This window comes from Specibacter sp. AOP5-B1-6, assembly GCF_052376555.1.
In the GTDB taxonomy this organism is placed as follows: domain Bacteria; phylum Actinomycetota; class Actinomycetes; order Actinomycetales; family Micrococcaceae; genus Specibacter.
This window is the reverse complement of sequence record NZ_JBQSVT010000009.1, coordinates 36,138-58,683: the sequence shown is the minus strand read 5'-3', so window position 1 is coordinate 58,683 and position 22,546 is coordinate 36,138. Positions and strand designations below refer to the sequence as shown.

Sequence of the window (22,546 nt, the reverse complement as noted above, 5' to 3'; positions counted from 1 at the left end):
CCGGGCGTGCCTAGGATACTGGCATGGCCCATCCGAAAATGTACTCCGATGATGATCCGCTCCTGCTCCGGCTGCGGCAGTTGTGCCTGGCCTTCCCCGATTCCACCGAGAAGGAAACGTTTGGCCGGCCAACCTTCCGATGCGGCAAGATCTTCGCCTATTACGGCCAGGGTCAATCCGGGCTCCCCAGACCAGCCTCCGTTCAGGTGCTCCCTGACGCCGCTGAGCGGGAAGCCTTGCTGGGGGATGCACGTTTTTATGTGCCCTCCTATAGTGGCCCATACGGCTGGGTGGGCCTTGACCTGGCCATGGCAGCGCCAGACTGGCAGGAAATTGCGGAGCTGCTCGACAGTTCCTACCGCAGGATTGCGCCGCCGCGCTGCGTTGTCATGCTGGACCGGGACGGTTCGCCCGCAGACCGCAAGGTTTGACCAGCTCGCAGTGTCCCCTGCGAGCAGGCCTGTTGTGTCATGCTGCGCAACAATCCTAGGGAAGAGGCGGCCCGGAGTCCTAGTGTGGGCCCATGACCCAACTTTCCAGCAGCCGCCCCGTCGCCGAATTCATCAAGGCGCCGCAGGCAAGCCGGCTGAGTCGGTTCTTTGCCTTCCCCAACCCTGTCAACGACCACGCCGCCCGGTTCACAGCGGGCATTGTTGTGCTGTTGGCGCTGGTTGCCATCGTCGCCCAACAACCGTGGCTGGTGGGCGTCATCGCCGCCGGTTTTGTGCTGCGCCTGGCGTTTGGTCCGCGTATTTCCCCGGCGGCGCTGTTGTCGGTGAAGTTCCTTGCCCCGCTTGCTGGGGAACCCAAGCTCGTCCCGGGACCGCCCAAGCGTTTCGCCCAGGGCATCGGGGCTGTCCTGTCCACGGCCGCGTTTGTTTTGCTCCTGGCCGGGGCGTCATTGGCCGGCTGGACACTGGTTTTGGTGCTGGTCTTGGCGGCCTCGTTGGAAGCCTTTATCGGCTTGTGCCTTGGCTGCGTGATCTTTGGGTTTCTGATGCGCCGCGGCATCATTCCCGCGGACATCTGCCAGGAATGCGCGAACTTCAGCGTCCCCATAAAATAGGCGGCACCGGAACGGCTTGGTTGGTCGACCCCAGGAGGGCTCCGGTCGTTGGGTTCGATTTACCCCACCGCAACACGAGAATCGTGCCGTGTCTGGCGCCATTTCTCCCCGAAATCCGGCATGGTGAACGCAACGATGTTACGGTCACCAGGATCAGCTGGAACCGTACGCCAGACGCCTTTCGTTGTTTTGACAACTTCCAACAGTGGTCGTGGAAATCTGTTGAATCCGATGCTACTTTTTGACAGCAGCTTCAACTGGGCTGCGATTCACGGGAATGATGGCAAATATTCTGCCATGGGCGCTTACAGGTGCAAGGTTGCGATGGAGACTTCCTCCTGCATCTCTCCGTGCACGCTCGTCTCACATGACACAACCGTGAATATTCCGTCCAATGATTTCTCGTGGGGCTGTGTCTAGAATCAATATTTCTCGAAATGGTGTCGTTACCGCCACTATCCTTGCTGCCCTTCTGAGCGCAGGTTGTACGGGAACAGTGGGTGGCGCCGACACGCACCGGTCCCCAACCCCAAGCGAATCCGAAATGGCGGATCTCAAAGCGACGGTGCAGTCCGAATTAGGGTCGACAACAAAGCTGGGCCTCGCAGGAGTTGGAAATTACCGCAAGATCGGGTTTACAAACACCCCCATGTTGAACGGGGCACCTGACGAAGTCAGGCTCATCGTTGCCTGCAACGGTGGTGGTGAGTCGACGGTTCAAGCCGGTTCAGACAAGACGTCCGTTGCCTGTGATTCCGTTGCCCACGTCATCGAAAAGGTTCAGTCAAAATCTCTGACCATTGCCGTTCCTGCGGATCGAGCAAGCCAGGGGAGTGTCTACATCGTCGTAGATAAACCCTAAGGCTTGCTCGGCCTCCGGCAGCCGAGCTGCATCGCACGATCCCGGCTTGAGATCCCCGGTCCAACGCCGTCCGGAGGAACTGGCCCTGCCGTCCGAGATTGTAACGGTGTCGTCAACGAGCGTCCGGGGCTATTCGCCCGTGGTGAGCTTGATGAATTCCGCACCGAGGTGGCGGATCAGCTGGGGTGCCTCGCACAGCGTGAGCCATGACGGCGGCAGGGCGGTCTCGCCGTAAAGTGCGCCAAGGATGTTCCCGGCGATCGCGGCGGTTGAGTCGCTGTCGCCGCTGTGGTTGGTGGCCAGCCGAATGGCTGCCAGGAAGTGGTCGACCGGCGAGGACGCCTCACCGGAGGTGGCCAGCACGCAGTACAAGGCAACGCCCAACGCCTCTTCGGCAACCCAGCCCAGCCCCAGCGCATCGGTGAGGGCATCGACTGACAGGGGTTCGCCGTCGTGCGTGGCCAGCGGGGACTTCGACAGCGTGAGCGCCGACTCCAGCCGGTCGAGCAACTCGGCGTCGGCGGCAGGCTCGGTGGCGGCACGGTCCCTTGCGGATTCGGCGGCGGCCTGCAGAGGCAGCCCGCCCATGACCAGCTGGTGGATCAGCCAGCTGAACGCGGCAGCCGATTGGCGTGCCGAGGGGTGGCCGTGGGTCAGCGATGCGGCGTCGGAACTGATCTTGTACACGGTTTCAGCCTCGACGTTGGGCAGCAGTCCGTAGGGGGCCGAACGCATCACGGTGCCGCAGCCCTTTGACTCCGGGTTGACCGGGCGGGCAATGGTGCCCATCTCGCCCGTGGCCAGCCCCGTGACGCAGGCGTTGCCCGGGTGGCGCTGGTGGTGGAGGACGCTCTGGCCGTCAATCCAACGCGGCGACTGCTGCGGGGCGTGTTCGGCGGTGGCAATGCCCTGGGTTTTCAGCCAGCGCAGGTAGGCGAGCCACTGGCAGGCGTTGATGTCGGCGCCAACGCCGTTGTTGGCCCACTCCAACACGTCCAGCAGGCCGTCAAGGGTGTACAGGGTCATCTGGGTGTCGTCGGAAAAGTGTGGCGGGGCGGCTGCCTGCGACAGGTCCACCAGCAGCGACGGGCCGAATTTGGCGGCAATGTCGGCGAGCGAATCAAACTCCACCAAATAACCGAACGCGTCACCCAGGGCGCCGCCCATGAGAGTCCCCTGGACACGGGTGGCAAAATCGGCCGGCGGAGCGTTGACGGGCCCTGGTGCAATAGTCATGTACTCCAATTTACCGCCAAAGCCTGATCCGGGGGTGACCGCGGCGCCCAGTAGACTCGAGGCTGGACAACCACCCCTGATTGATGAGGAGACCCATGCGGGAACCAGCTTGGCGACGGACGGGAAAGACCCCCGACTACAGATTTTCGCTGGCCAATGAGCGCACATTTTTAGCCTGGGTACGCACCGCGCTGGCGTTGTTGGCGGGCGCCGTGGCCATCGACCAGCTTGCACCGGAGATCGCTCCTCCGCTGGTCCGCATCATCCTGTGCATGATTTTGGCCATGATCGGTGCCGTGCTGGCCATCGTCAGCTATCGGCGGTGGGCCCATCAGGAGCAGGCCATGCGCAACGACCAGGAACTGCCGCACTCCTGGCTCATGCTGGGCATGACAGTTGTTGTTTCGCTGGCCGCCATAGTCTTTGCCGTGCTGATTTTGGTCCGGCCGTAACATGACCGCCGCACTGCCCGCCGGCCAATCCGACGCCGGCCTGTCCGACGACGGCCCGAAGGGTCCCGGTCCCAGGCATCCCGCCGCCGACCCCGGCCTGCAGCCCGAACGCACGGCCCTGTCCTGGCGCCGGACCATCATGAGCGCCGTCATCGCCACCATTTTCATCTGGCGTGGCTGGTTGGAGGCGCTGACCGGCGCAAACGCGGACCAAGGCCCCAGCGACGCCGCCGGCGCGGGTCTTTTTGCCGCAGGCCATTCGGCCCAGGTTGTGGGGCTGGGCGTGTGCGTCATGGTCGCCTGCCTCACGACGGTCGTCCTCGTGCTGTGCGCCGTGAGCCGGATCCGCATGCTCCACGCCGGTGTTGGCGTGCTTGAAAGCAGCGAGCACATCGCTGCTCCGGCTCTTATGTTACGTACAGCCTCGGCCGCTATAGTTGCTCTGGCTGCGGCCACGGTGACTGCGTTGGCGTTGGGGGTCTAGCCCCAGCCACGCCCGCCGGCAACAGCCAAAGCTTTGTTCTCGTCTCCAACCGAAGGATCTTCACACCATGACTACATCCGGAACGGCCACGGCCCCGGTGCATGCCTACTCACTCAGTACCCGTACTGCCATTGAGGGGCTGGGCAGCTTTTTCATCGTGTTTGCCGGGCTGGGCACGGCGCTTTTCAGTTCCGGCGGCACCGGGACCACGGTGGGGTTCGCGTACGGCCTGGCCATGGTGGCAGCGATCATTTCCTTCGGCCACATCTCCAACGGCTACTTCAACCCGGCGTTTTCGCTGGGCATGGCCGTGGCGGGCCGGCTGAAGTTCTCAGCCATGGTTCTCTACGTGGTGGCCCAGACCGTCGGTGCCCTGTTGGCATCGGCGATTTGGCTGGCGCTGATGAAGGTCATGCCCGCTGGCGCCACGCCTGAAACCCCCGCACTGTTTGGTGCCCTGGCCAACGGCTTTGACGCCCATTCCCCCTCGCAAGTCCCCATGATTGGGGTCCTGATTGTGGAAATTGTTGCTGTCGCCCTGCTCACGGCCATGGTCCTGGGCGTAACCTCCGCCCGGAACAAGACGGCCCTGGGCCCGGTTGCGATTGGTCTGGCATTTGCCGTGGCTGTTGGCATCACGATGCCCCTGACCAACGGTTCCCTGAACCCGGCCCGCGCCACCTCCGTGGTGTTCCTGGCCGACTCCTGGGCGCTCGGCCAGCTCTGGCTGTTCTGGCTGGCCCCGCTGTTTGGTGCAGCCCTGGCCGCCGCCATCTACCGCTCCTTCGCACCGTCCAAGCCCCTGGCCGCTGAGGACCTGACGGACGAGTCCCTGACGGACGACGCCGATGCCTCCCACGTGGCCACCGGCACCTCCGTTTCCTCCGCGGCTTCGGTGACGGACGACGCTGTGGTGACGGACGACGCTGTGGACGCCGATGAGGCACCCGCCGCGGCGGTCCCGTCGTCGGCCAAGAAGAGCGGCACTGACAGTGTCAAGGACAGCGGCTCTGCCGCCGGTGCCGCAGGGAAGCGGGCAGCCAGCCAGGCTGACGACGCCCAGGCGTTCTTCGACGCACCGAAGAAGTAAGCAGGAACCCATAGGGGCTGCGCAGCAGCTTGTCGACTGATATCCGGGTCGGTGGGAAACGGCGGGAATCACAAGAAATTGTTGATTCCCGCCGTTTTTGTTCCCAAGTGTTCAGGTCCGCAAATGAGGGTGCAGCCAACCTTCGCCGACTGCTGCACAACCGCGGCAGCCGGGTGCTGTTTGCCGCTAAAGTTGAACCATGCTGATCTTCTCCCTCCTCTTACTTGCTGCCTGCTCGCTGGGGATTGCCGCGCTCAACCATGCCTGTGCAGTCGGGAAGATCAAAAAGAACCCGCTGGTGGGCATCCGTACAGCCAAGACGATGGTCAGTGAAATCACCTGGCAGGCCGGGCATGCAGCTGCTGTCCAGCCGATGTGGGTCAGTGGCATTGCCGCAGCGGCCATTTCCCTGGCGGGGCTGCTCTTCCTGGATTCCCCCAACACCCAGATCGTCATGGTGTTCCTGGCGTGCGCACTGCTGGTGACGGCCGTCATTTACGGGGCAAAGCTTGCCAACACCGCCGCCGTTGAAGCGCTGGCAAATGAAAACCCACGACGCTAGACCGGTGCCCGGCATTGCCACGGCGGGGATCAAAGCTGGAATGTCAGTGGCCTCCGCTAGCGTGGAGGCATGAAGCTACTTCACACCTCAGACTGGCACTTGGGCAGGTCGTTCCACGGCGTCGGCACACTGGCCGCCCAGCGGCGCTTCGCCGACCAACTTCTTGACACCGTCACGGCGGAAAACGTTGACGTGGTCCTGGTTGCCGGGGACGTGTACGACCGTGCACTGCCCAGTGTTGATGTGGTGAACCTCTTTGATGACATTCTGGCCCGGCTCAACGCTGCGGGGGTCCAAGTGGTGGTCACCAGCGGCAATCACGATTCCGCCACCAGGCTTGGATTTGGCGGTCGGCTGCTTGAACGTGCTGGGGTGCACCTGCGCACCCGCCTGGCAGACCTGGCAACTCCTGTGCTGCTGCCGCTCACGGACGCCAACACCGGCACCGGTTCGGCAAAAAACGACGGCGGACAGGTGGCCATATACGGTATTCCGTTCCTGGAACCACGCCTGGTCGCCGAGGAACTGGGCGTCGAGAACGGGACGCACTTCAGCGTCACCGAAGCAGCCGTACAGCTCATTTCCGCAGACCTTGCCACGCGGGCGCCCGGCACCGCGTCGGTGGTGCTGGCCCACACCTTTGCCAGTGGTGGCATCACGTCCGCCAGCGAACGGGAATTGTCGGTCGGGGGAGTTGGCGCCGTCCCGCTGGACCTCTTTGACCCCTTCACCTACACGGCCCTTGGCCACCTGCACGGGCCACAGCGGCTGAGCGATACCGTCCGTTACTCCGGCTCCCCGCTGCCGTATTCCTTCTCGGAGGCCCGGCACAACAAGGGTGCATGGCTGCTGGAGATCACTCCGGACGGGCTGGGCGCCGTCACGAAAGTCGACTGGGCCCCCGAACGTGCCCTGAGCATCCTGAGCGGAAAAATCGACGACCTCATGACAGCCGCGCAATGGTCTGCCGCCGAGGAGGACTACTGCCAAATCACCCTCACGGACAACGACCGTCCGGAACTGGCCATGGACCGCCTGCGCATCCGCTTCCCGCACACCCTTGTGTTGATGTTTGAGCCCGAGACGGCCCGCACGGCGGACAAGCAAAGCTACGGGGACCGCATTGCCAAGGCCGCGGACGAACTGGAGCTGTGCTGCGGGTTCCTTGACCATGTGCGCCACCGCGGCGCCAGCGACGACGAACAACAGGTTTTGCGTGCAGCCCTGGCAGGCGTGCGGGAACAGGAGGCGGCACTGTGAGGATCCACCATTTGGAAGTCCAGGCCTTCGGCCCCTTTGCCGGCCGGGAAACCGTTGACTTTGACGCGTTGGGCGCGCAAGGACTCTTTCTGCTCAATGGTTCAACCGGAGCAGGCAAGACCAGTGTCCTTGACGCCATTGCCTATGCCCTCTACGGGCGTGTCCCGGGTGCGCGGCAGGGCGCCCAGAACCAGCTGCGCAGCCATCACGCGGCCGAAGGTGTCGGCCCCGAGGTTTTGTGCGAGTTCAGCGCAGGCGGGCGGCGCCTTGAAGTGCGGCGCAGTCCCGAATGGATGCGCCCGGTCAAGCGCGGCACGGGCACAACGCGCGAGCAGGCCAGCACGCAGCTGCGTGAAATGACAGCAGCGGGCTGGGAGGTGAAGTCAACCCGAAATGACGAGGCGGCAGCCGAGATCCAGGAACTCTTGGGCATGAGCATGGCCCAATTCACCAAGGTCGTGTTGTTGGCCCAGGGTGATTTTGCGGCATTCCTGCGGGCCAGTGCGGAGGAACGGCAGGTGCTGCTGCAGAAACTTTTTGGCACGGACATTTACAAGGACCTGGAAATCCGCCTGGCCACCGACTCAAAGACTGCCCAGGCAGCCGTTGCTGCCGGAATCGGAGAGCTGGCGGCCACCGAGCAGCTCGCCCGCAGCCAGGCAGCACCGGTTCTGGCCGCCGACGCAAAACTGCAGGCCGAGGCCGGGCTGCAGGCGGAGGAAGCCTCCGGTGTTGTGAGCGAGGTTGCCGGCGAGACGGCGGATCCGGCAGGCAACGAGCCGGAGGGCGCCGGCCCGGTCGGCATCGGCGAGTTGCAGGGAACGGATCTTTTTGACGCACTCAACGAGGGGCTGGCCCGCGCCGTCGAACGTGCCACGCAGCGGGACGGACAGTTCCAGGCACAGTCCGATGCGCTGGCCGATGCCGTGAAGGAAGCGGAAGGCCGCAGCAGCCGCCACAAAGCCCTTGCCGCGGCGGCAGCGGAACGGGACAGGCTGGCAGGGCTGGCGGAACAAGCACAGCAGTGGCGCCACCGGCAGGAACAACATCACGAAGCCCAGGTGCTGGCAGCAGTGGTGGCTGCAGCCGTCAAGGCCACCAGGGAAAGCGAACAGGCGCAGTCGAGTGCTGCGGCGGCTGCGGCGGCCTTTGACGCCAATGACATCGCCGCCGCGCTGCTCGGGAAACCGGCGGCAGAGGCCGGAGCCGCGGACCTGGAAAGACTCGACCGCGAGCTGACAACCCGGCTCGCCGCCGTCGACGGGGCGCTGCCGGACGAAGCCCGGCTCGGCCAAAAAACGGCCGTCCTGGCAAAAAACGAAAAGGCGTTGACGCTCGCACTCAAGCAGCAGGAACAACAATCCGCCGCTGTTGCCGCGGACAAGACCCGCCTGGCCGAGGTGCAGGAGCTCCAGGAAACGCTTCGCCGGGGCGCCCAAAACGTCGACCACACGGCCACAGGAGCCGAGCAGGCGGCACTTCTGGTCACAGCCATCGAGGAGCACCAGGGCCAGAGCCGCACGGTGGATGAGCTTGCCGCGGCCGAGTCGGGCACCCGGGAGCATGCCCTGGATGCCAGGGAAAGCTGGCTGGAGGCCTTCAACCGCAGGCTCAGCGAGGCCGCCGGGGAACTGGCCGCCAACCTCGTCGACGGCGAGCCCTGCCAGGTGTGCGGCAGCACCGTCCATCCGGCACCCTCGCCGCTGGCCGGCTCCGGGGCCGATCTGGTGCGGGCTGAGAAGGCGGCCAAGAAAGCCTTCGACAACGCCGACGCGCTCGCCAACACGGCGCGCACGAAACTCTCCGACGCCAAAAACATCCTCGCGGTCCTGGCCGGGCGCGGAGGCGGGGGCGGGCTGCAGGAGGCGCGGGACGACGTCGAGCTGAAGAAGCTTGCGCACAGCCAGGCCGTCGAGGCAGCCGCCAAGCTCGCAGCGCTGACCGCCGAAGCCGCGTCACTTCAAGCGCGCATGGGCCAGGCCCAGGCGGAGGTGCTTGCGGCCACCGGACAGGCTGCCTCGCTGGAAGCCGGCAATGCCGCGCTGGTGCAGGAGCTTGCGCTGCTGGGGGAGCATCTCAGAGTTGCCCGCGACGGTTTTGATTCGCTGGCGGAACGTCGCGCGGCGTTGGCCGGCGCCCAATTGCCAGGGGAGGAACTCCTGCACGCCGTGCGGCGGCGGGCCACCGCGGCCGCTGCCAAGGACGAAACCGGGACTGCGCTGGAGCGGGCGCTCGCGGACTCGGTGTTTGCCGACGTCGACCTTGTGCAGGCGGCGCTGTTGGCCCCCGCGGCTGCAGCCGCCCTGGACAAGGACCTCAAGGACCATGCCAGGGCGCTCGCCGTGAACGCCGACAGGCTTGCTGCACCCGATGCCGTCGCCGCCCAGGCCGAAGTGGATGCCAACATTGGCGCGCCCACCGCAGACATTCTGGTGTCGCTGGCGCAGGAGGCACGGCAGGCGTCGGCGCAGGCCCGTGCCGGCGCGTTGGCGCTGGGGCTGGCGCGGTCGGCTGCGGAACAGCTCGGCACAACCGGGGCGGCCTTCACGGCCCTGGACCAGAGGGTTGCCCCCCTGCGTGACAAGGCCCGGTTGTTGGCCGGACTGGCTGAGGCTGTGCGTGGCGGCGGGGACAACAAATACAAGATGACGCTGACAAGCTACGTTTTGGCCGCGCGCCTGGAGCAGGTGGCCGAGGCGGCCTCGGTGCGCCTGGCGACCATGAGTGATGCCCGCTACACGCTGCGGCACAGCGATGCGAAGTCCGGGAACAGGAAGTCCGGGCTCGGATTGGAGGTCGTGGACCAGTGGACCGGCATCAGCCGGGACACGGCGACCCTGTCCGGCGGGGAGTCGTTCATGGCGTCGCTGTCATTGGCGTTGGGGCTTTCGGACGTTGTGCAATATGAGTCCGGAGGCCTTGACATTGAAACGCTCTTCGTCGACGAAGGCTTTGGCAGTCTCGACGAACAATCACTGGAACAAGTCATGGACGCACTTGAGGGACTGCGCGACGGCGGACGGATGGTCGGGCTGGTCAGCCACGTCGCCGAGATGAAGCAGCGCATACCCCTGCACCTGCATGTGCACAAGGGCCGCAACGGCTCCACCCTGGAGCTGAGGATGGCGGGCGCCGCGGCGCCATAGACGGGTAGACTTGGCGGGTCTGTGAGTCAGGTGAGCCGGTGTTTGAAACCGGTACGGTCCACGGCAAAAGATGTGAAAGTAGTTGAGTTCCTCGACCTCCCCCGAAGCCCCCGCAACCGCCGCCCCTGCCGTCAAGGGCGGCCGTTATTCCGTCCTGCCCAGACTTGCCGGAAGAAGCTACATTCCCCTTGGACTCTTTGCCCGTGTTCCGCTGGCGATGCTGACCATCGGGGTGCTGACGATGGTCACCCATGTCAGCAACTCGTACGCCATCGGCGGGTTCGCGGCCGGCAGCATTGGCCTGGGTGCGGCCGTGGGCGCCCCGGTGGTGGGCTATTTGGCCGACCGGCTGGGTCAGCGGCGGGTGCTGCTCGTTGCCGCCGTCGTGAATTTCATCCTTGTCACGGCCGTCGTCTTGCTGGCGCACTGGCTGCTGCCGGACAACGGTGCCCAGCTCACTGACGGGGCCACGCTGGTCGTGCTCCTGACGGCCCTGGTGGCGGGCGGCACCTCGCCCCAGGTCGGCCCGCTGTCCCGTGTTCGCTGGATGGCGATGAGCAAGCAGCTTCCCGTGAAGCAGCGGGGGCCCATGGTTGACACGGCACTGTCGCTGGAAGGCACCGCCGATGAGGTGACTTTTGTGCTGGGGCCGGCCCTTGTTGGCCTGCTGGCCTCGCTGGTGGCGCCGTGGCTGCCGCTGATTCTTGCCGCTGTCCTGACCGTGATCCTGGTGACCTTGTTTGCCCTGCACCCGACGGCGGAGTTGGTCAGTGCCAGCCCCGCACCCAACAGTGTGGTCGGCAATGCAGGCTATGTGACGGCGGAGAAGCCGAATTGGTTTCTCGTGGCGGTGCCTGTGGCTGCGATGCTGTGCATGGGCACCTTCTTCGGCTCGGCGCAGACGTCACTGACGGCGTTTACCGGGGTTCACGGTTCGGTCGACCAGGCCGGGCTCATGTATGCGATCATGGGGGCCAGCTCGGCGCTGACTGCCCTGTCGGTTGCCTACTGGCCGGTGAAGTTCAGCTACGCGTGGCGTTGGGTGCTGGCCTCGGGCCTCATGGCGGCGGGGACCATGGCCTTCCTGGTGCCGGCCTCCCTGGGCCAGATGGCGTGGGTGCTGCTGTTGGTGGGGCTCCCCGTGGGACCGACCATGGTGACGATCTTCAGCGTTGGCAGCGTCGTGGCACCGCCGCAGTGGATGGGCACCGTCATGACGGCCCTGGCCAGCGGCATTGTGGCGGGCACGGCCTTGGGTTCTGCATTGTCGGGGTCGCTGGCGCAAAGTGTTGGCTACGAAGCGGCGTTCCTGGTGCCGATTGGGGCCGCCACCACGTTGTTCCTGCTCGGCCTCGTGGCTGCCGTGGTGTTGCCCCGGAGGCTCACGTCAGGAAACTGATGGCCGCTTCCTTGAACTCGCGTGAAGTCACGGTGTTGTTGTGGGTGCGCCCGGCGATGACAAGCTGCTGCGCGTCCGGGCTGAGCTCGGCAAGCCGGCTCATGCTGCGGGCCCGTTCGTCGAGACCTCCGGCGACCAGCAGGATCGGCATGCGCGGCACTGCATCCGTGGGATCGAAGGGCTCCATTTTCACGGCCTGAATAAGTGCCAGCAGCGCGAAGATGTCGTTCGATGGGATCACCTGGGCCATGTTCAGCAGCCAGGCTGTCGAGTCGTCGGCGATGGGCGTGCCGTCGTTGAGGAAGTCCTGGGCGGCCTTGAGGTCAAAGTCGGCCAGGGGGTCTTCGGGATTGGGCCCGCCCAACACCATTTTTCGCACGAGCTCGGCCTGCGTGGCACCAAATTCCCAGGCCAGGCGGGCACCGAGCGAATAGCCGATGAGGTCGACGCCGCTGGCCGGGTCGTCGTTGCTGAGCGGCTGGACCCCCTGGTCGGCGAGGATTTGCAGCAGGTCGGCCCGGATCTTGCCTGGCGTGTAGGAATCAAGGTCGTAGGGTGCCAGGCTGTGCCCGTGCCCGGGCAGGTCAACACTGATGACACGGCGCCCGGCCCGGGTCAGTGCCGTGACCCAACCTGTCTTGACCCAGTTCAGATCCACGGAGGAAGCAAAGCCGTGGATCAAAAAAACCGGGGGGAGTGGAACAGGGGTTGCAGGCTCAAAGACCACGACATGAAGTCCTGCGGAGGCGCCTTCAGTGTTGTGGGGAGCCAGCGCTGCCGTGTGCTTGCCGGGGGAAACCATGGCCAACCTTTCCCGCGGAGGCCAGTGCCGCCGTCGTGCTTCAACCATAGCGAATCCGGACCCGTGCGAAAACTACGCCCCTAGTTCAGAGCCCGGGCGCGCCGTTGGGCCTGCCATTGCCCGGCCCTGCTGAGAATCGCGATGCCGGCAACCAGGCCAAAGGTGCTCAGGAGCTGGCTGCGGCTGACAGGGTCGGAGAAGCCGATCACGAAAATGGCGGCCAGGAGCGCCAAGCCCGCAAGCGTCAGCACGGGGAAACCGCGCATGCGCAGGGGAAGCGCCGTCCCGTCCCTGTCGGCGCGGCGGCGCAGGATGAATTGCGACAGCAGCGCTGAGCCCCAGACGACCAGGCAGGTGGAACCCACCAGATTCAGCAGGGCATTGAGGACGACGCCGGGATACAGGAAATCCAGGAGCACCGTGACGAAGCCAAACGCCACCGAAACGGCGACGGCGGCAACCGGGACGAAGCGCTTGTTGGTGCGGGCAAAAAGTTGTGGCGCTTCGCCGCGTTCGGCCAGCGAGTGGATCATGCGGGAGGCACCGTACAAGTTGGCGTTCAAAGCCGACAGCAGGGCGGCAACCGCAACCAGGGTGATGGCCGTGCCCGCCCAGGGGAGTCCGGCGACGTTCAAAACACCGGCAAAGGGCGAGGAAAGCGCCTCCGAGGTCCACGGCAGGACGGCTGCAATGACGAAGATGGAGCCTACATAAAACACCAGGATGCGCCACACCACCGTGCGCACCGCCACGGCCACACTGCGTGCGGGGGTGGACGTTTCGGCGGCGGCCACAGCCACAATTTCTGTGCCGCCAAAGGCGAAGATCACCACAAACAAGGCCGTGGTGATGCCTGCCATGCCCGCAGGGGCAAAGCCGCCGTGATCGGTGAAATTGCTCAACCCCGGTGAAGTGGCGCCGGGAACCCAGCCCAGCAGCAGGGCCGCCCCAAAGGCCAGGAACAGTACGATGGCTGCGACCTTCAGGAGCGCAAACCAGAACTCGAACTCACCATAGTTCTTTACCGAGGTGAGGTTGATGGTTGTGAAGACCACCATGAAGATCAAGGTCAGCAGCCAGGAAGGCAGCACCGGCCAAATGGTGACAAGGAGCTGTGAGGCACCCAGTGCCTCGGCGGCAATCACCACCACCAGCTGCAGCCACCACAACCAGCCAACTGTGGATCCGGCGACCTTGCCCATGGCTTTTTCCGCGTAGACCGAGAAGGCGCCTGAGTTGGGATTGGCCGCGGCCATCTCACCCAGCGCCCACATGACCAGGATGATCAACGTGCCGGCGACCAGGTAGGAGATCAAAACAGCCGGCCCGGCCTGCATGATTCCTTCGCCCGAGCCAAGGAAGAGCCCGGCACCAATGGCACTGCCAAGCCCCATCATGGTCAGCTGGCGCTGCTTGAGCGAATTTCCCAGGCCGGTCGTGGCCGGCGCGGCAGTGGCAGCGGAAGTGCGGTTGTTCATGAAAGGGATGGCCTTCTTTAGCGGTGCCGGCCGAGTGCGGCCGAGGTGCGGGGAGCTGTGTTCCCCTCGAGAATTATCCCCCATGGGAATCCACAGCCAAATCCTGCCGCCGTTTGCCGGCCGGAAATGCCGGCGCCGGACGGTACCGGCACCAGCCGGGGTCGGCCGTCGCGAACTTCAGCACTCGTTGCCAGCCAGTGTCCAATGCGGCAGTGTGGGGTCATGTACTTCAAACACGGTGCGCGGCCGGCGGACATCCCCGCCCCTGCCACGCCCGACGAGGTGGCCGCCTCCTTTCCCGTCCCGTTGTTGGCTTTTGCCGGCCAAACCACGCTGGTGGAAGCTGCCGTCAGCCGCATGGGCGAAAGTTCAAACGGCGAGACAGTGATGGAAGCCGCCACCCTTTCCTATACGGTTTGGCGGAATCCGGCCAACCGGCACGACCCGGCCAACCTGCTGGAGCTGTCGGCGGAAATGCGGGCGCAGCTGGCTGTTGAACCGCCGTGGCCGCTGCCGGATTGGATGATCCAATGGCGGGAGACGATGCGTTATCCGCTGGCGTGGGATGCAGTGCGCACGACGTGGACAACCGCCGCGGTGCCCCGGCCGCGCCTTGCGACGCTGCTTGCCGAGCATGCCAACTACCTCTTGATGAACATGTTCCGGACTGAACGCATGGCTGCCGGGCCGCCGGGCCGCCCTGGACTTGGCGGCGAACTGTTCGACGGGGTGACACCGGGCAGTGCTGGATCGGGCAGGGTCATGGTCGACGGCGTGTCCGTCGCCGGGCTGATTCTCGATTCGGACAGGCACGTGTTCGGCGTCGGCGTTGATCTGGGGGACCGCTACCTCACGGCCGTGGTGTCCCGGGAATGGCTGCCGCTGCTACGGCTTGAATTCGCCACCAGGCACCGGCACCCGCGCGGCGCCGACCGGGAATAGGGCGCCGGCGGGCCGGCACCACGTGCGCCGGAGATTTGTTTCCCTGCACCCTTAAGCCGTAGAATCAGTTGTAGTCAAATTGACTCTAACTAGGGAAGCGGGTGCGGCATGGAGCAAACACGGTTCGTCAGCGCGGCAAACATCAGCGAGCGCTTGGCCCAGCCGCCGGCCCTGGCCATCTCCACGGTCATCTTTGCCCTCCGTCCCAGTGCGGACAGCGGCCGCGCCACTCTGTGGCTGCCGTTGGTGCGCCGAATCCGCGAACCGTTCCAGGACCAGTGGGCCCTGCCGGGCGGACCGTTGACGCAGGCGGATTCCCTGCTGGATGCTGCGGGCCGAAACCTTCACGACACCACCGGTCTGGCGCCAAGCTACCTGGAGCAGCTGTACGCATTTGGCGGGCTGCACCGCTCGCCCAGCCAGCGGGTGGTCTCGATTGTGTACTGGGCAATGGTCCAGTCCACCGAGGCCGAGCTGGCCCGGGAGTCGGAGAACGTGAAGTGGTTCCGTGCGGACGGACTGCAAACGCTGGCCTTTGACCACAATGAGATCGTCGACTACGCCCTGTGGCGGCTGCGCAACAAGATGGCCTACGGCTCCATTGCCCACCACCTGCTCGGCGAAAAGTTCACCCTGGCCCAGGTGCGCGGGGTGTACGAAGCGGTCCTGAACCGCAGTGTGGATCCCGCCAACTTCCGACGCCAGCTCAAGCAAACTGCCCACATTGAACCCACCGACGAGTTCCTGCAGGGTGGCAAGCACCGTCCGCCCCGCCTGTACCGCTACTCCGGGGACCCCGCCGCGGAACACGACGGCGGCCAGCCGAATCCCCAGCCGAATCCCCAGCCAAGCGAATAAACGCCCGCCCCGCCTGGCCGAACCCCCTCGCAGCCGAAGCGCCGCCACCTCCCACTGCCTCACACCTTGGAGCACACCATGTCATCCGTGAACACCACCATCCAGCTCATCACCCGCGAGCAGGCGGAGGCCGCCCGCCCTGCCGGGGTGCCCGGCCGGGCGCAGGAGAGCTGCGACGACGAGCTGGCCAAGGGGCCCTGGGAATTTGACCTGGCCGAGGCGCTCGCAGGCACCCCCGGTTATGGGCCGGGGGCCTCGGACGCGGACGTTGCCCCGGCCGCCACGCCCGTGCAGGGCCAGCTGCCGCAAGAGTACAAGGACGCCTCCGACGCCGAACTTGAGTCCCGCATTCTCGCCGCCAAGGCGGAACTTGGGGAACGCGTCGTCGTGCTGGGGCATTTCTACCAGCGCGACGAGGTGGTGCAGTTCGCCGACTTTGTGGGGGACTCCTTCCAGCTGGCCAATGCCGCCAGAACACGCGACAAGGCCGAGGCCATCGTCTTTTGCGGCGTGCACTTCATGGCGGAAACGGCGGACATGCTCTCCGGCGCCGCGCAGTCGGTCATCCTGCCCAACCTTGCCGCCGGCTGCTCCATGGCCGACATGGCCGACCTGCCCTCGGTGGAGGCCTGCTGGGCGGAGCTTGAGCAGCTGTACGGCACAGAGCCCGGCGCCGACGGCCGGGTTCCCGTCATTCCCGTCACCTACATGAATTCCTCGGCCGCGCTGAAGGCGTTTTGCGGCGAGCGCGGCGGCATCGTGTGCACGTCCTCCAATGCCTCCACGGTGCTGGAATGGGCGTATGAGCGTGGCCAGCGGGTGCTGTTCTTCCCCGACCAGCACCTGGGCCGGAACACTGCCAAGGCCATGGGCATCCCGATCGAGCAGATGCCGCTGTGGAATCCGCGCATGCCCCTGGGCGGCAACAGCGAACAGGTCATGCAGGACGCGAAGGTGGTGCTGTGGCAGGGATTCTGTTCGGTGCACAAGCGTTTCACGGTGGCCCAGATTGAGCAGGCACGGATGGACTTCCCCGGTGTGCGGGTGATCGTGCACCCGGAATGCCCCATGGAGGTGGTGGATGCGGCCGATGAGGCCGGCTCCACCGACTACATTCTCAAGGCCATCCAGGCCGCCCCCGACGGCACCACCTTTGCCATCGGCACCGAGATCAACATGGTGAACCGGCTTGCCGCCCAGTACCCGCAGCACACCATCTTCTGCCTCGACCCCGTCATCTGCCCCTGTTCAACCATGTACCGGATCCACCCGGGCTACCTGGCCTGGGTCCTGGAGGGGCTCGTTGCCGGGGAAGTCCACAACCAAATCACCGTCCCGGAGGCCACCGCCGACAACGCCCGCATCGCGCTGGAACGGATGCTCGCGGCCAAGCCGGCACCCAAGCAGGCGCAGCCGCCGAGCAGCCGTCCACTGAGCGCCGCACGCGCATGAGCAATTCGCATCTGGCGGTTGTGGGCAGCGGCATCGCCGGGCTCTATGGTGCGCTGCTCGCCGCCGAGGCCGGGGTTCGGGTCACGCTGTTGACCAAGGGCACCCTCGCGCAGAGCAACACGCACCAGGCGCAGGGCGGGATTTGCGCCGTGCTGGCCGAGGGTGAGGCGGCTCCCGGCGACTCGGTCGAGGCGCACATTGCCGACACCCTCAAGGCCGGCGCCGGCCAGTGCAATCCCGACGCCGTGCGCATCCTCTGCACGGAAGCCGCCGGCGACATTGCGGCCCTTGAGCGCTTCGGCGTCGCCTTTGACCGCGACGCCACCGGCAGAAAGTCCCTGGGTCTGGAAGGTGCGCACTCTGCCGCGCGGATTCTGCACGCCGGCGGGGACGCCACGGGCACCGTCATCGCCAACGGGCTCATCGCCGCCGTCCGCGATGCTGCCGAGCTGGGTCTCATCACACTGCTGGAGGGCTGCTTCGCCACGGAACTGCTGGCCGCTCCAAACACCCGGCGGCACGACGCCGGGACCCCGCCCCGCGCCGCCATCGCCGGCATGGCGTACCTGGACCTGCGCAACGAACGGCAGCTGCTGGACGCCGATGCGGTGCTGCTCGCAACGGGCGGCGCCGGGCAGCTGTTCGAATTCACCACCAACCCGCAGCTTGCCACGGGCGACGGCGTGGCCCTCGCCTGGCGTGCAGGGGCCGTACTGGCGGACTTGGAGTACTTCCAGTTCCACCCCACGGCGCTCGCCGCGGGCGACAACTTCCTCATCTCCGAGGCGGTCCGCGGAGCCGGCGCGGTGCTGCGCGACGCCAACGGGGAGGCGTTCATGCCCCGCTATCACCCGGAGGGCGACCTCGCCCCCCGCGACGTCGTCTCCCGCAGCATCGCCGCCCACCTGGCCGCCCTTGCCGCAGCAGCCACGGGCACGGGCGAACGGGCGGGCCGCCACCATGTCTTCCTGGACGCCACCGGCATCGAGACGGCCTACGGCCCCGGCTGCCTCGCCCGGCGCTTCCCCACGATCAACGCCACCACGGCGGCCCTCGGTTTCGACTGGCGCCGTGACTGGATCCCCGTGGCTCCGGCCGCACACTATTGGATGGGCGGAATTGCGACCGACCTCCTCGGCCGCACCTCCGTCCCCGGGCTCTATGCCGCCGGCGAGGCAGCCTGCACCGGCGTCCACGGCGCCAACCGGCTCGCTTCCAATTCGCTGCTCGAGGGCCTCGTCTTCAGCCGCCGCGCCGTCACGGCCTTCACGGCTGCTGCCAACGGTGGACGCACCTGGCCCGTGAGGTACGACGACGCCACCCGGCTTCCCAGTTTCCCGGCACCCCTGGCGGAGGAAGGGACAGAGACGGAGGCAGCCGCACTGTCCCGCACCGGGCTGCGCCACCTGATGGCTTTGCACACAGGGGTCGTCCGGGATGCTGCGGGCCTGAAGCTGGTGGCGGATGCGCTCGGCGCCTTGCACCGGGGTCCCAGCAGGCGGGCTCCCAGCAATCCAGCCACCCGGTACCCCGATCCCAACATCGCGTCGGGAGCAGGGCTGCGCCGCGAGCACGAAGACAACAATCTGCACCTTGTGGCGCAACTGCTGGTGAACGCCGCCCTGGCCAGGGAAAACTCCGTGGGTGCACACTTCCGCGCCGATTTCCCCCAAGGCCCGGACTTTCCCCAAGGCCCGGGCCTGCAGCAAACGCTGCACGTCCCCATGGCCGGCTCCGCCCGGGCGTCCAACCACTGGGTCAATCCCGTCCCTTTCCTGACCACCGCCGAACCCCAGCGTGAAAGTGAAACAGTATGAACGCCGTCGTACCTGTCCTGCAGGAAACCGCCCAAACTGTGCAGCAGCTCCCCGCTCTTCCCTGCGCCGCCATCGAGGACATTCTGCGACGTGCCTTTGCCGAGGACGCGCCGTACGGGGACATTACCTCGGCCACGCTGCTGCCCGCCGACGCCCGGGCCACGGCCTGGCTCGTGGCGCGTGAGGCCGGCATCTTCTCCGGCGGGGACGTGTTCCGGGCCGCCATGGTGATGCAGGACCCGGACGCGCGGGTGGAGCAGCTGGTGGCCGACGGCGCCACGTTTGCCAAGGGGGAGCAGCTGATGTCCGTGACCGGCCTGGCGCGCGGCGTGCTGACGGGGGAGCGGATCGCACTGAACCTGACGCAGCGCATGAGCGCCATCGCCACCCAGACCGCCGAATACGCCGCGCTCATTGCGGGCACAGGTGCGCGGGTGACCGACACACGCAAGACCACGCCCGGCCTGCGCATCCTGGAACGGTACGCGGTGCGCTGCGGGGGAGGGCACAACCACCGCTTCTCACTCTCGGACGCCGTGCTGGCCAAGGACAACCACCTGGCCGTGCTCACCGGCGGAGACACGGGAAAGCTGACCGCCGCGCTCGCAGGCGTCCGGGCCCAGCTGCCGCACACCGTGCTCTTTGAGGTTGAGGTTGATTCGCTGGAGCAGATTGAGCCCGTGCTGGCCGCCGGTGTGGACACCATCATGCTCGACAACTTCAGCAACGACGAGCTCGTGCAGGGCGTGGCGTTGGTCAATGGCCGGGCCCTGGTGGAGGCCAGCGGCAACGTCAACCTGTCCACGATCGCGGCCATCGCACGCACCGGCGTTGACATCATTTCCGTCGGCGCACTGACCCACAGCGTGCGCGCCCTGGACCTGGGCCTGGACATTGCCGTGGAGCTGGCGGGCTCCGCGGAGCTGCCATGATCTTCCTCGACGCGGCCGCCACCACGCCCGTCCGGCGCGAGGTCATCGAGGCGATGTTCCCGTTCCTGACCAACCAGTTCGGCAACCCTTCCAGCCACCACGAGCTGGGGGAGATGGCCGCCGCCGCCTTGGCCGGTGCCCGGGAAAAATGTGCGACGGCGTTGGGCGCCCATGCGGAAGAGCTCACGTTCACCTCCGGCGGCACCGAGGCAGACAACCTGGCCCTGAAAGGCATCGCGCTGGCCCGCCGGGCAGGCGATCCCCGGCTGAACAGGGTCCTCATCAGCGCCGTGGAGCATCCGGCAGTTGTTGAATCGGCCGACTATCTGCGCCGCATCCACGGCTTCGAAGTTGAGCTGGTTCCGGTCGACGCCTCTGGTGTGGTCGACGCGGAGGTGTTTGCCGGGATGCTGGCGGCTGGCCCGGCCGGCAGCGATGTTGCGGTGGCCTCCGTCATGTATGCCAACAACGAGGTGGGGACCGTCCAGGACCTTCCCGCACTGTCGGCCGCGGCAACAGCTGCGGGTGTGCCGCTGCACAGCGATGCCGTCCAGGCCGCTGGCTGGCTGCCGCTGGCAGTGCGTGAACTGGGCGTTACGGCGCTGAGCATTTCAGGACACAAAATTGGTGCACCCAAGGGCGTCGGGCTGCTGTACGTCAAGGGCGGCACCCTGTACGAGCCGTTGATCCACGGCGGCGGGCAGGAGCGCGGCAGCCGCTCAGGGACCGAAAATGTGGCGTTTGCCGTCGCCCTGGCCACAGCGTTGGAGATGGCTGAAGCGTCGCGGCCGGCCGTCGTCGAACGCGTCCTGGAACTGCGGGACGACTTTATTGAGCGGATCCTCCGGGAGCTTCCGGCGGCCGTGCTCACGGGGCACAGGACGCGGCGGCTGCCGAACGTGGCGTCATTTTGCTTCCCCGGAACCAGCGGCGAATCGGTGCTGCTGGAACTGGAGCGGCGGGGAATTGTGTGCTCGTCCGGCTCGGCGTGTGCCGCGGGGTCGGACGAACCGTCGGCGGTGCTGAGCGCCTTGGGCATTGAGCGGACGGTGGCGCAGACGGCGCTGCGCTTCAGCTTTGGCTCCGATGTGAGCGCCGAGGCACTGGAAACGGCGGCCACCGAGCTGGTGGCCGCCGTCGAACGGATGCTGCGCCTACGCCGCTGACAACCGGAAACCGGGGGCTGCGTCGGGTGCCTGGAATCCGGGGCCGGAGCGGTGCCGGTTGAAGTGTTCGCGCAGCACCCTGTCCCATTTGTTGGCCGGCAGTTCGGGGTGCAGCAGTGCGATGCCCACACAGTACTTGCTCATCGCGACCGCACGGATGCCCATGGCTGCCAGCAGCCTGTCAGCGGCTCCCCGGCCATCGGCCGACTTCGTCTCGACCACCACCAGGTCGGGCCCGGGCACCGTTCTGTCCGCATCGCTGCACACCAGCTGCACGTCCAGGGTGACGCGCTCTCCGCTGTGGGCATCCACCAGGGTCCCGCGGCGGTAATCGGTGGTGATGACGGGAACCAGGTGCGGCAGCTCGATGCCGTAGTGCTCTTCCAGGAGGGCGGCCAGAAAATCCCCGGATTCCGGGTTCATGCTGGCGTGTTGTGCCAGTGGATGCGGAATGCGGTGCTTGTCCGTTTCCCCGCGGGCACCCTTGAGCTTGGCTTCAAACATGCACAATCCGGAGTCCAGATAGGTTCGGGTGCGGGCCTTGAAGCGACGACGGCGGCCCTGCCGGTGGGCCCGGAACTGGTCCAGCCCCGGGGTGTCAAAGTACGTGGAACTGTAGCCAAACACCCGGCGGGAATCGATTTCCATGGACTTGAAGCCCGGCCCGAGCCTGTTGAGGAAGATCGCCAGCTCCACTTTTGAGAGCAGGAATTTTTTGTCCACCCGCCGCATCAGGGCTGCCTCTGCCAAAACCGCTGCCAGGCCGATGGGTTTCCTCAGGGCCAGCCCTTCGGAGAGGACGCGCCGGCAGCTCATCAGCGTGCTCCAGCCAGCTCGTCCAGGGCACTGCCAGGCAAGGCCAGGGCGCCACCGGGGCCCTGCTGGGCGGCCGGGTGCGAACTCCCATTGCTGCCGGCTGCTTCATGGCGGGCCTGGCCGGGAACCGCACCCTTGAACCGGACATCGACCACCGTCAAGTCCCTGACCAGGTCCAATTCCTGCACCTCAATGCGCATGACCTGGCCCTGCAGCAGGTTTTCCAGCACCGCCTTGAGCTCGGCTTCGTCGGCGTAGGCCCGGTCAAGGGTGATGGTCTGGCGGCGTGTGCGCGGGGCAATGCGCGGGTGGTCCGCGGCGTACATGACGGCGACCAGTGCCGCCGAGAGCACGGGGGACAGCCAGGCCGGATCCGGGTGCAGGCCGTTCATGAGTCCCAGCACGAGTGCTGCGAAGTAGTAGCCGATTTCGCCCTGGGTCAGGGTGTCGGAGCGGAGCCGGATGATGGAAAGGATGCCGAACAGGCCCAGGCCCAGGCCCATGCCGGCGCCGCTGCCGGACAGAAGCGTGGTGACCAGCATGATGCCGACGTTCAAGCCGACGTAGGCGAGGGCGAGATCCCGGCGCTGGTAGCGGGGGAAGTAAACGGCGTAAACCAAAATGCAGATGCAGACGATGTTGGCTGCAAACGCAATCCAGAGATTGAACATGGTGGCTCCTAACAGTGCTGATGTTGTCTTACCACCACTGTGCAGCACCAGCATG

The 22,546-nt window shown here is 66.1% G+C and carries 21 protein-coding genes; 16 read left to right on the top strand and 5 right to left on the bottom strand.

The genetic code is table 11. The annotated features are described in order from the left end of the window. Window positions 1–23: 23 nt before the first annotated feature. The 3 genes from ACT3TS_RS06390 (at window position 24) to ACT3TS_RS06380 (ending at window position 1,928) form a co-directional block, all read left to right on the top strand. Window positions 24–431 carry an MmcQ/YjbR family DNA-binding protein gene (locus ACT3TS_RS06390; RefSeq protein ID WP_444530664.1) on the top strand — a complete coding sequence of 136 codons (408 nt, stop codon included), beginning with the start codon at window positions 24–26 and terminating at the stop codon, window positions 429–431. A 92-nt stretch (window positions 432–523) separates the two neighbouring features. Then, window positions 524–1,066: a DUF4395 domain-containing protein gene (locus ACT3TS_RS06385; RefSeq protein WP_444530663.1), complete on the top strand. Its 543-nt coding sequence runs from the start codon at window positions 524–526 to the stop codon at window positions 1,064–1,066. A gap of 649 nt (window positions 1,067–1,715) precedes the next feature. Next, window positions 1,716–1,928: a hypothetical protein gene (locus tag ACT3TS_RS06380; protein WP_444530662.1), complete on the top strand. Its 213-nt coding sequence runs from the start codon at window positions 1,716–1,718 to the stop codon at window positions 1,926–1,928. Window positions 1,929–2,057: 129 nt separating this feature from the next. Here the strand turns inward: ACT3TS_RS06380 and ACT3TS_RS06375 are convergent, their stop codons facing one another. Continuing rightward, window positions 2,058–3,164 carry an ADP-ribosylglycohydrolase family protein gene (locus tag ACT3TS_RS06375; protein ID WP_444530661.1) on the bottom strand — a complete coding sequence of 369 codons (1,107 nt, stop codon included), beginning with the start codon at window positions 3,162–3,164 and terminating at the stop codon, window positions 2,058–2,060. A gap of 95 nt (window positions 3,165–3,259) precedes the next feature. Here ACT3TS_RS06375 and ACT3TS_RS06370 point away from each other — a divergent pair, with 95 nt between their 5' ends. From ACT3TS_RS06370 to ACT3TS_RS06340, 7 genes are all read left to right on the top strand, one after another. Further along, window positions 3,260–3,616 carry a YidH family protein gene (locus tag ACT3TS_RS06370; protein ID WP_444530660.1) on the top strand — a complete coding sequence of 119 codons (357 nt, stop codon included), beginning with the start codon at window positions 3,260–3,262 and terminating at the stop codon, window positions 3,614–3,616. A 1-nt stretch (window position 3,617) separates the two neighbouring features. Beyond that, the gene (locus tag ACT3TS_RS06365; RefSeq protein ID WP_444530659.1) at window positions 3,618–4,100 is read left to right on the top strand and encodes a DUF202 domain-containing protein; all 483 of its coding nucleotides are present in this window, start codon (window positions 3,618–3,620) and stop codon (window positions 4,098–4,100) included. A gap of 67 nt (window positions 4,101–4,167) precedes the next feature. Next, on the top strand, window positions 4,168–5,190 hold the full coding sequence (locus tag ACT3TS_RS06360; RefSeq protein ID WP_444530658.1) for an aquaporin: 1,023 nt from the start codon (window positions 4,168–4,170) through the stop codon (window positions 5,188–5,190). Between the two features lie 199 nt (window positions 5,191–5,389). Beyond that, window positions 5,390–5,752, top strand: a complete 363-nt coding sequence (locus ACT3TS_RS06355; RefSeq protein ID WP_444530657.1) for an SdpI family protein — start codon at window positions 5,390–5,392, stop codon at window positions 5,750–5,752. A 69-nt stretch (window positions 5,753–5,821) separates the two neighbouring features. Next, entirely contained in the window at window positions 5,822–7,012 is a 1,191-nt protein-coding gene (locus ACT3TS_RS06350; protein WP_444530656.1) for an exonuclease SbcCD subunit D C-terminal domain-containing protein, read from the top strand. After that, window positions 7,009–10,158 (top strand): AAA family ATPase, encoded by a 3,150-nt coding sequence (locus tag ACT3TS_RS06345; protein ID WP_444530655.1) that lies wholly within the window; start codon window positions 7,009–7,011, stop codon window positions 10,156–10,158. The genes ACT3TS_RS06350 and ACT3TS_RS06345 overlap by 4 nt, the downstream gene beginning before the upstream one ends. A gap of 82 nt (window positions 10,159–10,240) precedes the next feature. Continuing rightward, a complete protein-coding gene (locus tag ACT3TS_RS06340; RefSeq protein ID WP_444530654.1) occupies window positions 10,241–11,557 on the top strand; it encodes an MFS transporter in 1,317 nt (438 codons plus the stop codon). Here ACT3TS_RS06340 and ACT3TS_RS06335 read toward each other — a convergent pair. Together ACT3TS_RS06335 and ACT3TS_RS06330 are read right to left on the bottom strand one after the other, a co-directional pair. Continuing rightward, window positions 11,541–12,359, bottom strand: coding sequence for an alpha/beta fold hydrolase (locus tag ACT3TS_RS06335; RefSeq protein WP_444530653.1), 819 nt, complete (start codon window positions 12,357–12,359; stop codon window positions 11,541–11,543). The two genes, ACT3TS_RS06340 and ACT3TS_RS06335, sit on opposite strands and share 17 nt — an antisense overlap. An 80-nt stretch (window positions 12,360–12,439) precedes the next feature. Beyond that, window positions 12,440–13,837 carry an amino acid permease gene (locus ACT3TS_RS06330; protein ID WP_444530652.1) on the bottom strand — a complete coding sequence of 466 codons (1,398 nt, stop codon included), beginning with the start codon at window positions 13,835–13,837 and terminating at the stop codon, window positions 12,440–12,442. A 222-nt stretch (window positions 13,838–14,059) separates the two neighbouring features. Between ACT3TS_RS06330 and ACT3TS_RS06325 the strand changes: the two genes are divergently transcribed. From ACT3TS_RS06325 to ACT3TS_RS06300, 6 genes are all read left to right on the top strand, one after another. Continuing rightward, window positions 14,060–14,779 (top strand): hypothetical protein, encoded by a 720-nt coding sequence (locus ACT3TS_RS06325; protein ID WP_444530651.1) that lies wholly within the window; start codon window positions 14,060–14,062, stop codon window positions 14,777–14,779. Between the two features lie 108 nt (window positions 14,780–14,887). Then, window positions 14,888–15,637 carry an NUDIX hydrolase gene (locus tag ACT3TS_RS06320; protein ID WP_444530650.1) on the top strand — a complete coding sequence of 250 codons (750 nt, stop codon included), beginning with the start codon at window positions 14,888–14,890 and terminating at the stop codon, window positions 15,635–15,637. Between the two features lie 78 nt (window positions 15,638–15,715). Continuing rightward, entirely contained in the window at window positions 15,716–17,089 is a 1,374-nt protein-coding gene (gene nadA, locus ACT3TS_RS06315) for a quinolinate synthase NadA (protein WP_444530649.1), read from the top strand. Beyond that, complete coding sequence (gene nadB, locus ACT3TS_RS06310) at window positions 17,086–18,906, top strand: L-aspartate oxidase (protein WP_444530648.1); 1,821 nt, start codon at window positions 17,086–17,088, stop codon at window positions 18,904–18,906. Before nadA ends, nadB begins: the two co-directional genes overlap by 4 nt. Beyond that, on the top strand, window positions 18,903–19,838 hold the full coding sequence (gene nadC, locus ACT3TS_RS06305) for a carboxylating nicotinate-nucleotide diphosphorylase (RefSeq protein ID WP_444530647.1): 936 nt from the start codon (window positions 18,903–18,905) through the stop codon (window positions 19,836–19,838). Before nadB ends, nadC begins: the two co-directional genes overlap by 4 nt. Further along, window positions 19,835–21,004 carry a cysteine desulfurase family protein gene (locus ACT3TS_RS06300; RefSeq protein WP_444530646.1) on the top strand — a complete coding sequence of 390 codons (1,170 nt, stop codon included), beginning with the start codon at window positions 19,835–19,837 and terminating at the stop codon, window positions 21,002–21,004. The genes nadC and ACT3TS_RS06300 overlap by 4 nt, the downstream gene beginning before the upstream one ends. On the opposite strand, the gene ACT3TS_RS06295 is transcribed toward ACT3TS_RS06300, so the two are convergent. Further along, the gene (locus ACT3TS_RS06295; RefSeq protein ID WP_444530645.1) at window positions 20,993–21,820 is read right to left on the bottom strand and encodes a polyphosphate polymerase domain-containing protein; all 828 of its coding nucleotides are present in this window, start codon (window positions 21,818–21,820) and stop codon (window positions 20,993–20,995) included. The two genes, ACT3TS_RS06300 and ACT3TS_RS06295, sit on opposite strands and share 12 nt — an antisense overlap. Next, window positions 21,820–22,491 carry a DUF4956 domain-containing protein gene (locus ACT3TS_RS06290; RefSeq protein ID WP_444530644.1) on the bottom strand — a complete coding sequence of 224 codons (672 nt, stop codon included), beginning with the start codon at window positions 22,489–22,491 and terminating at the stop codon, window positions 21,820–21,822. The genes ACT3TS_RS06295 and ACT3TS_RS06290 overlap by 1 nt, the downstream gene beginning before the upstream one ends. Window positions 22,492–22,546: the final 55 nt, after the last annotated feature.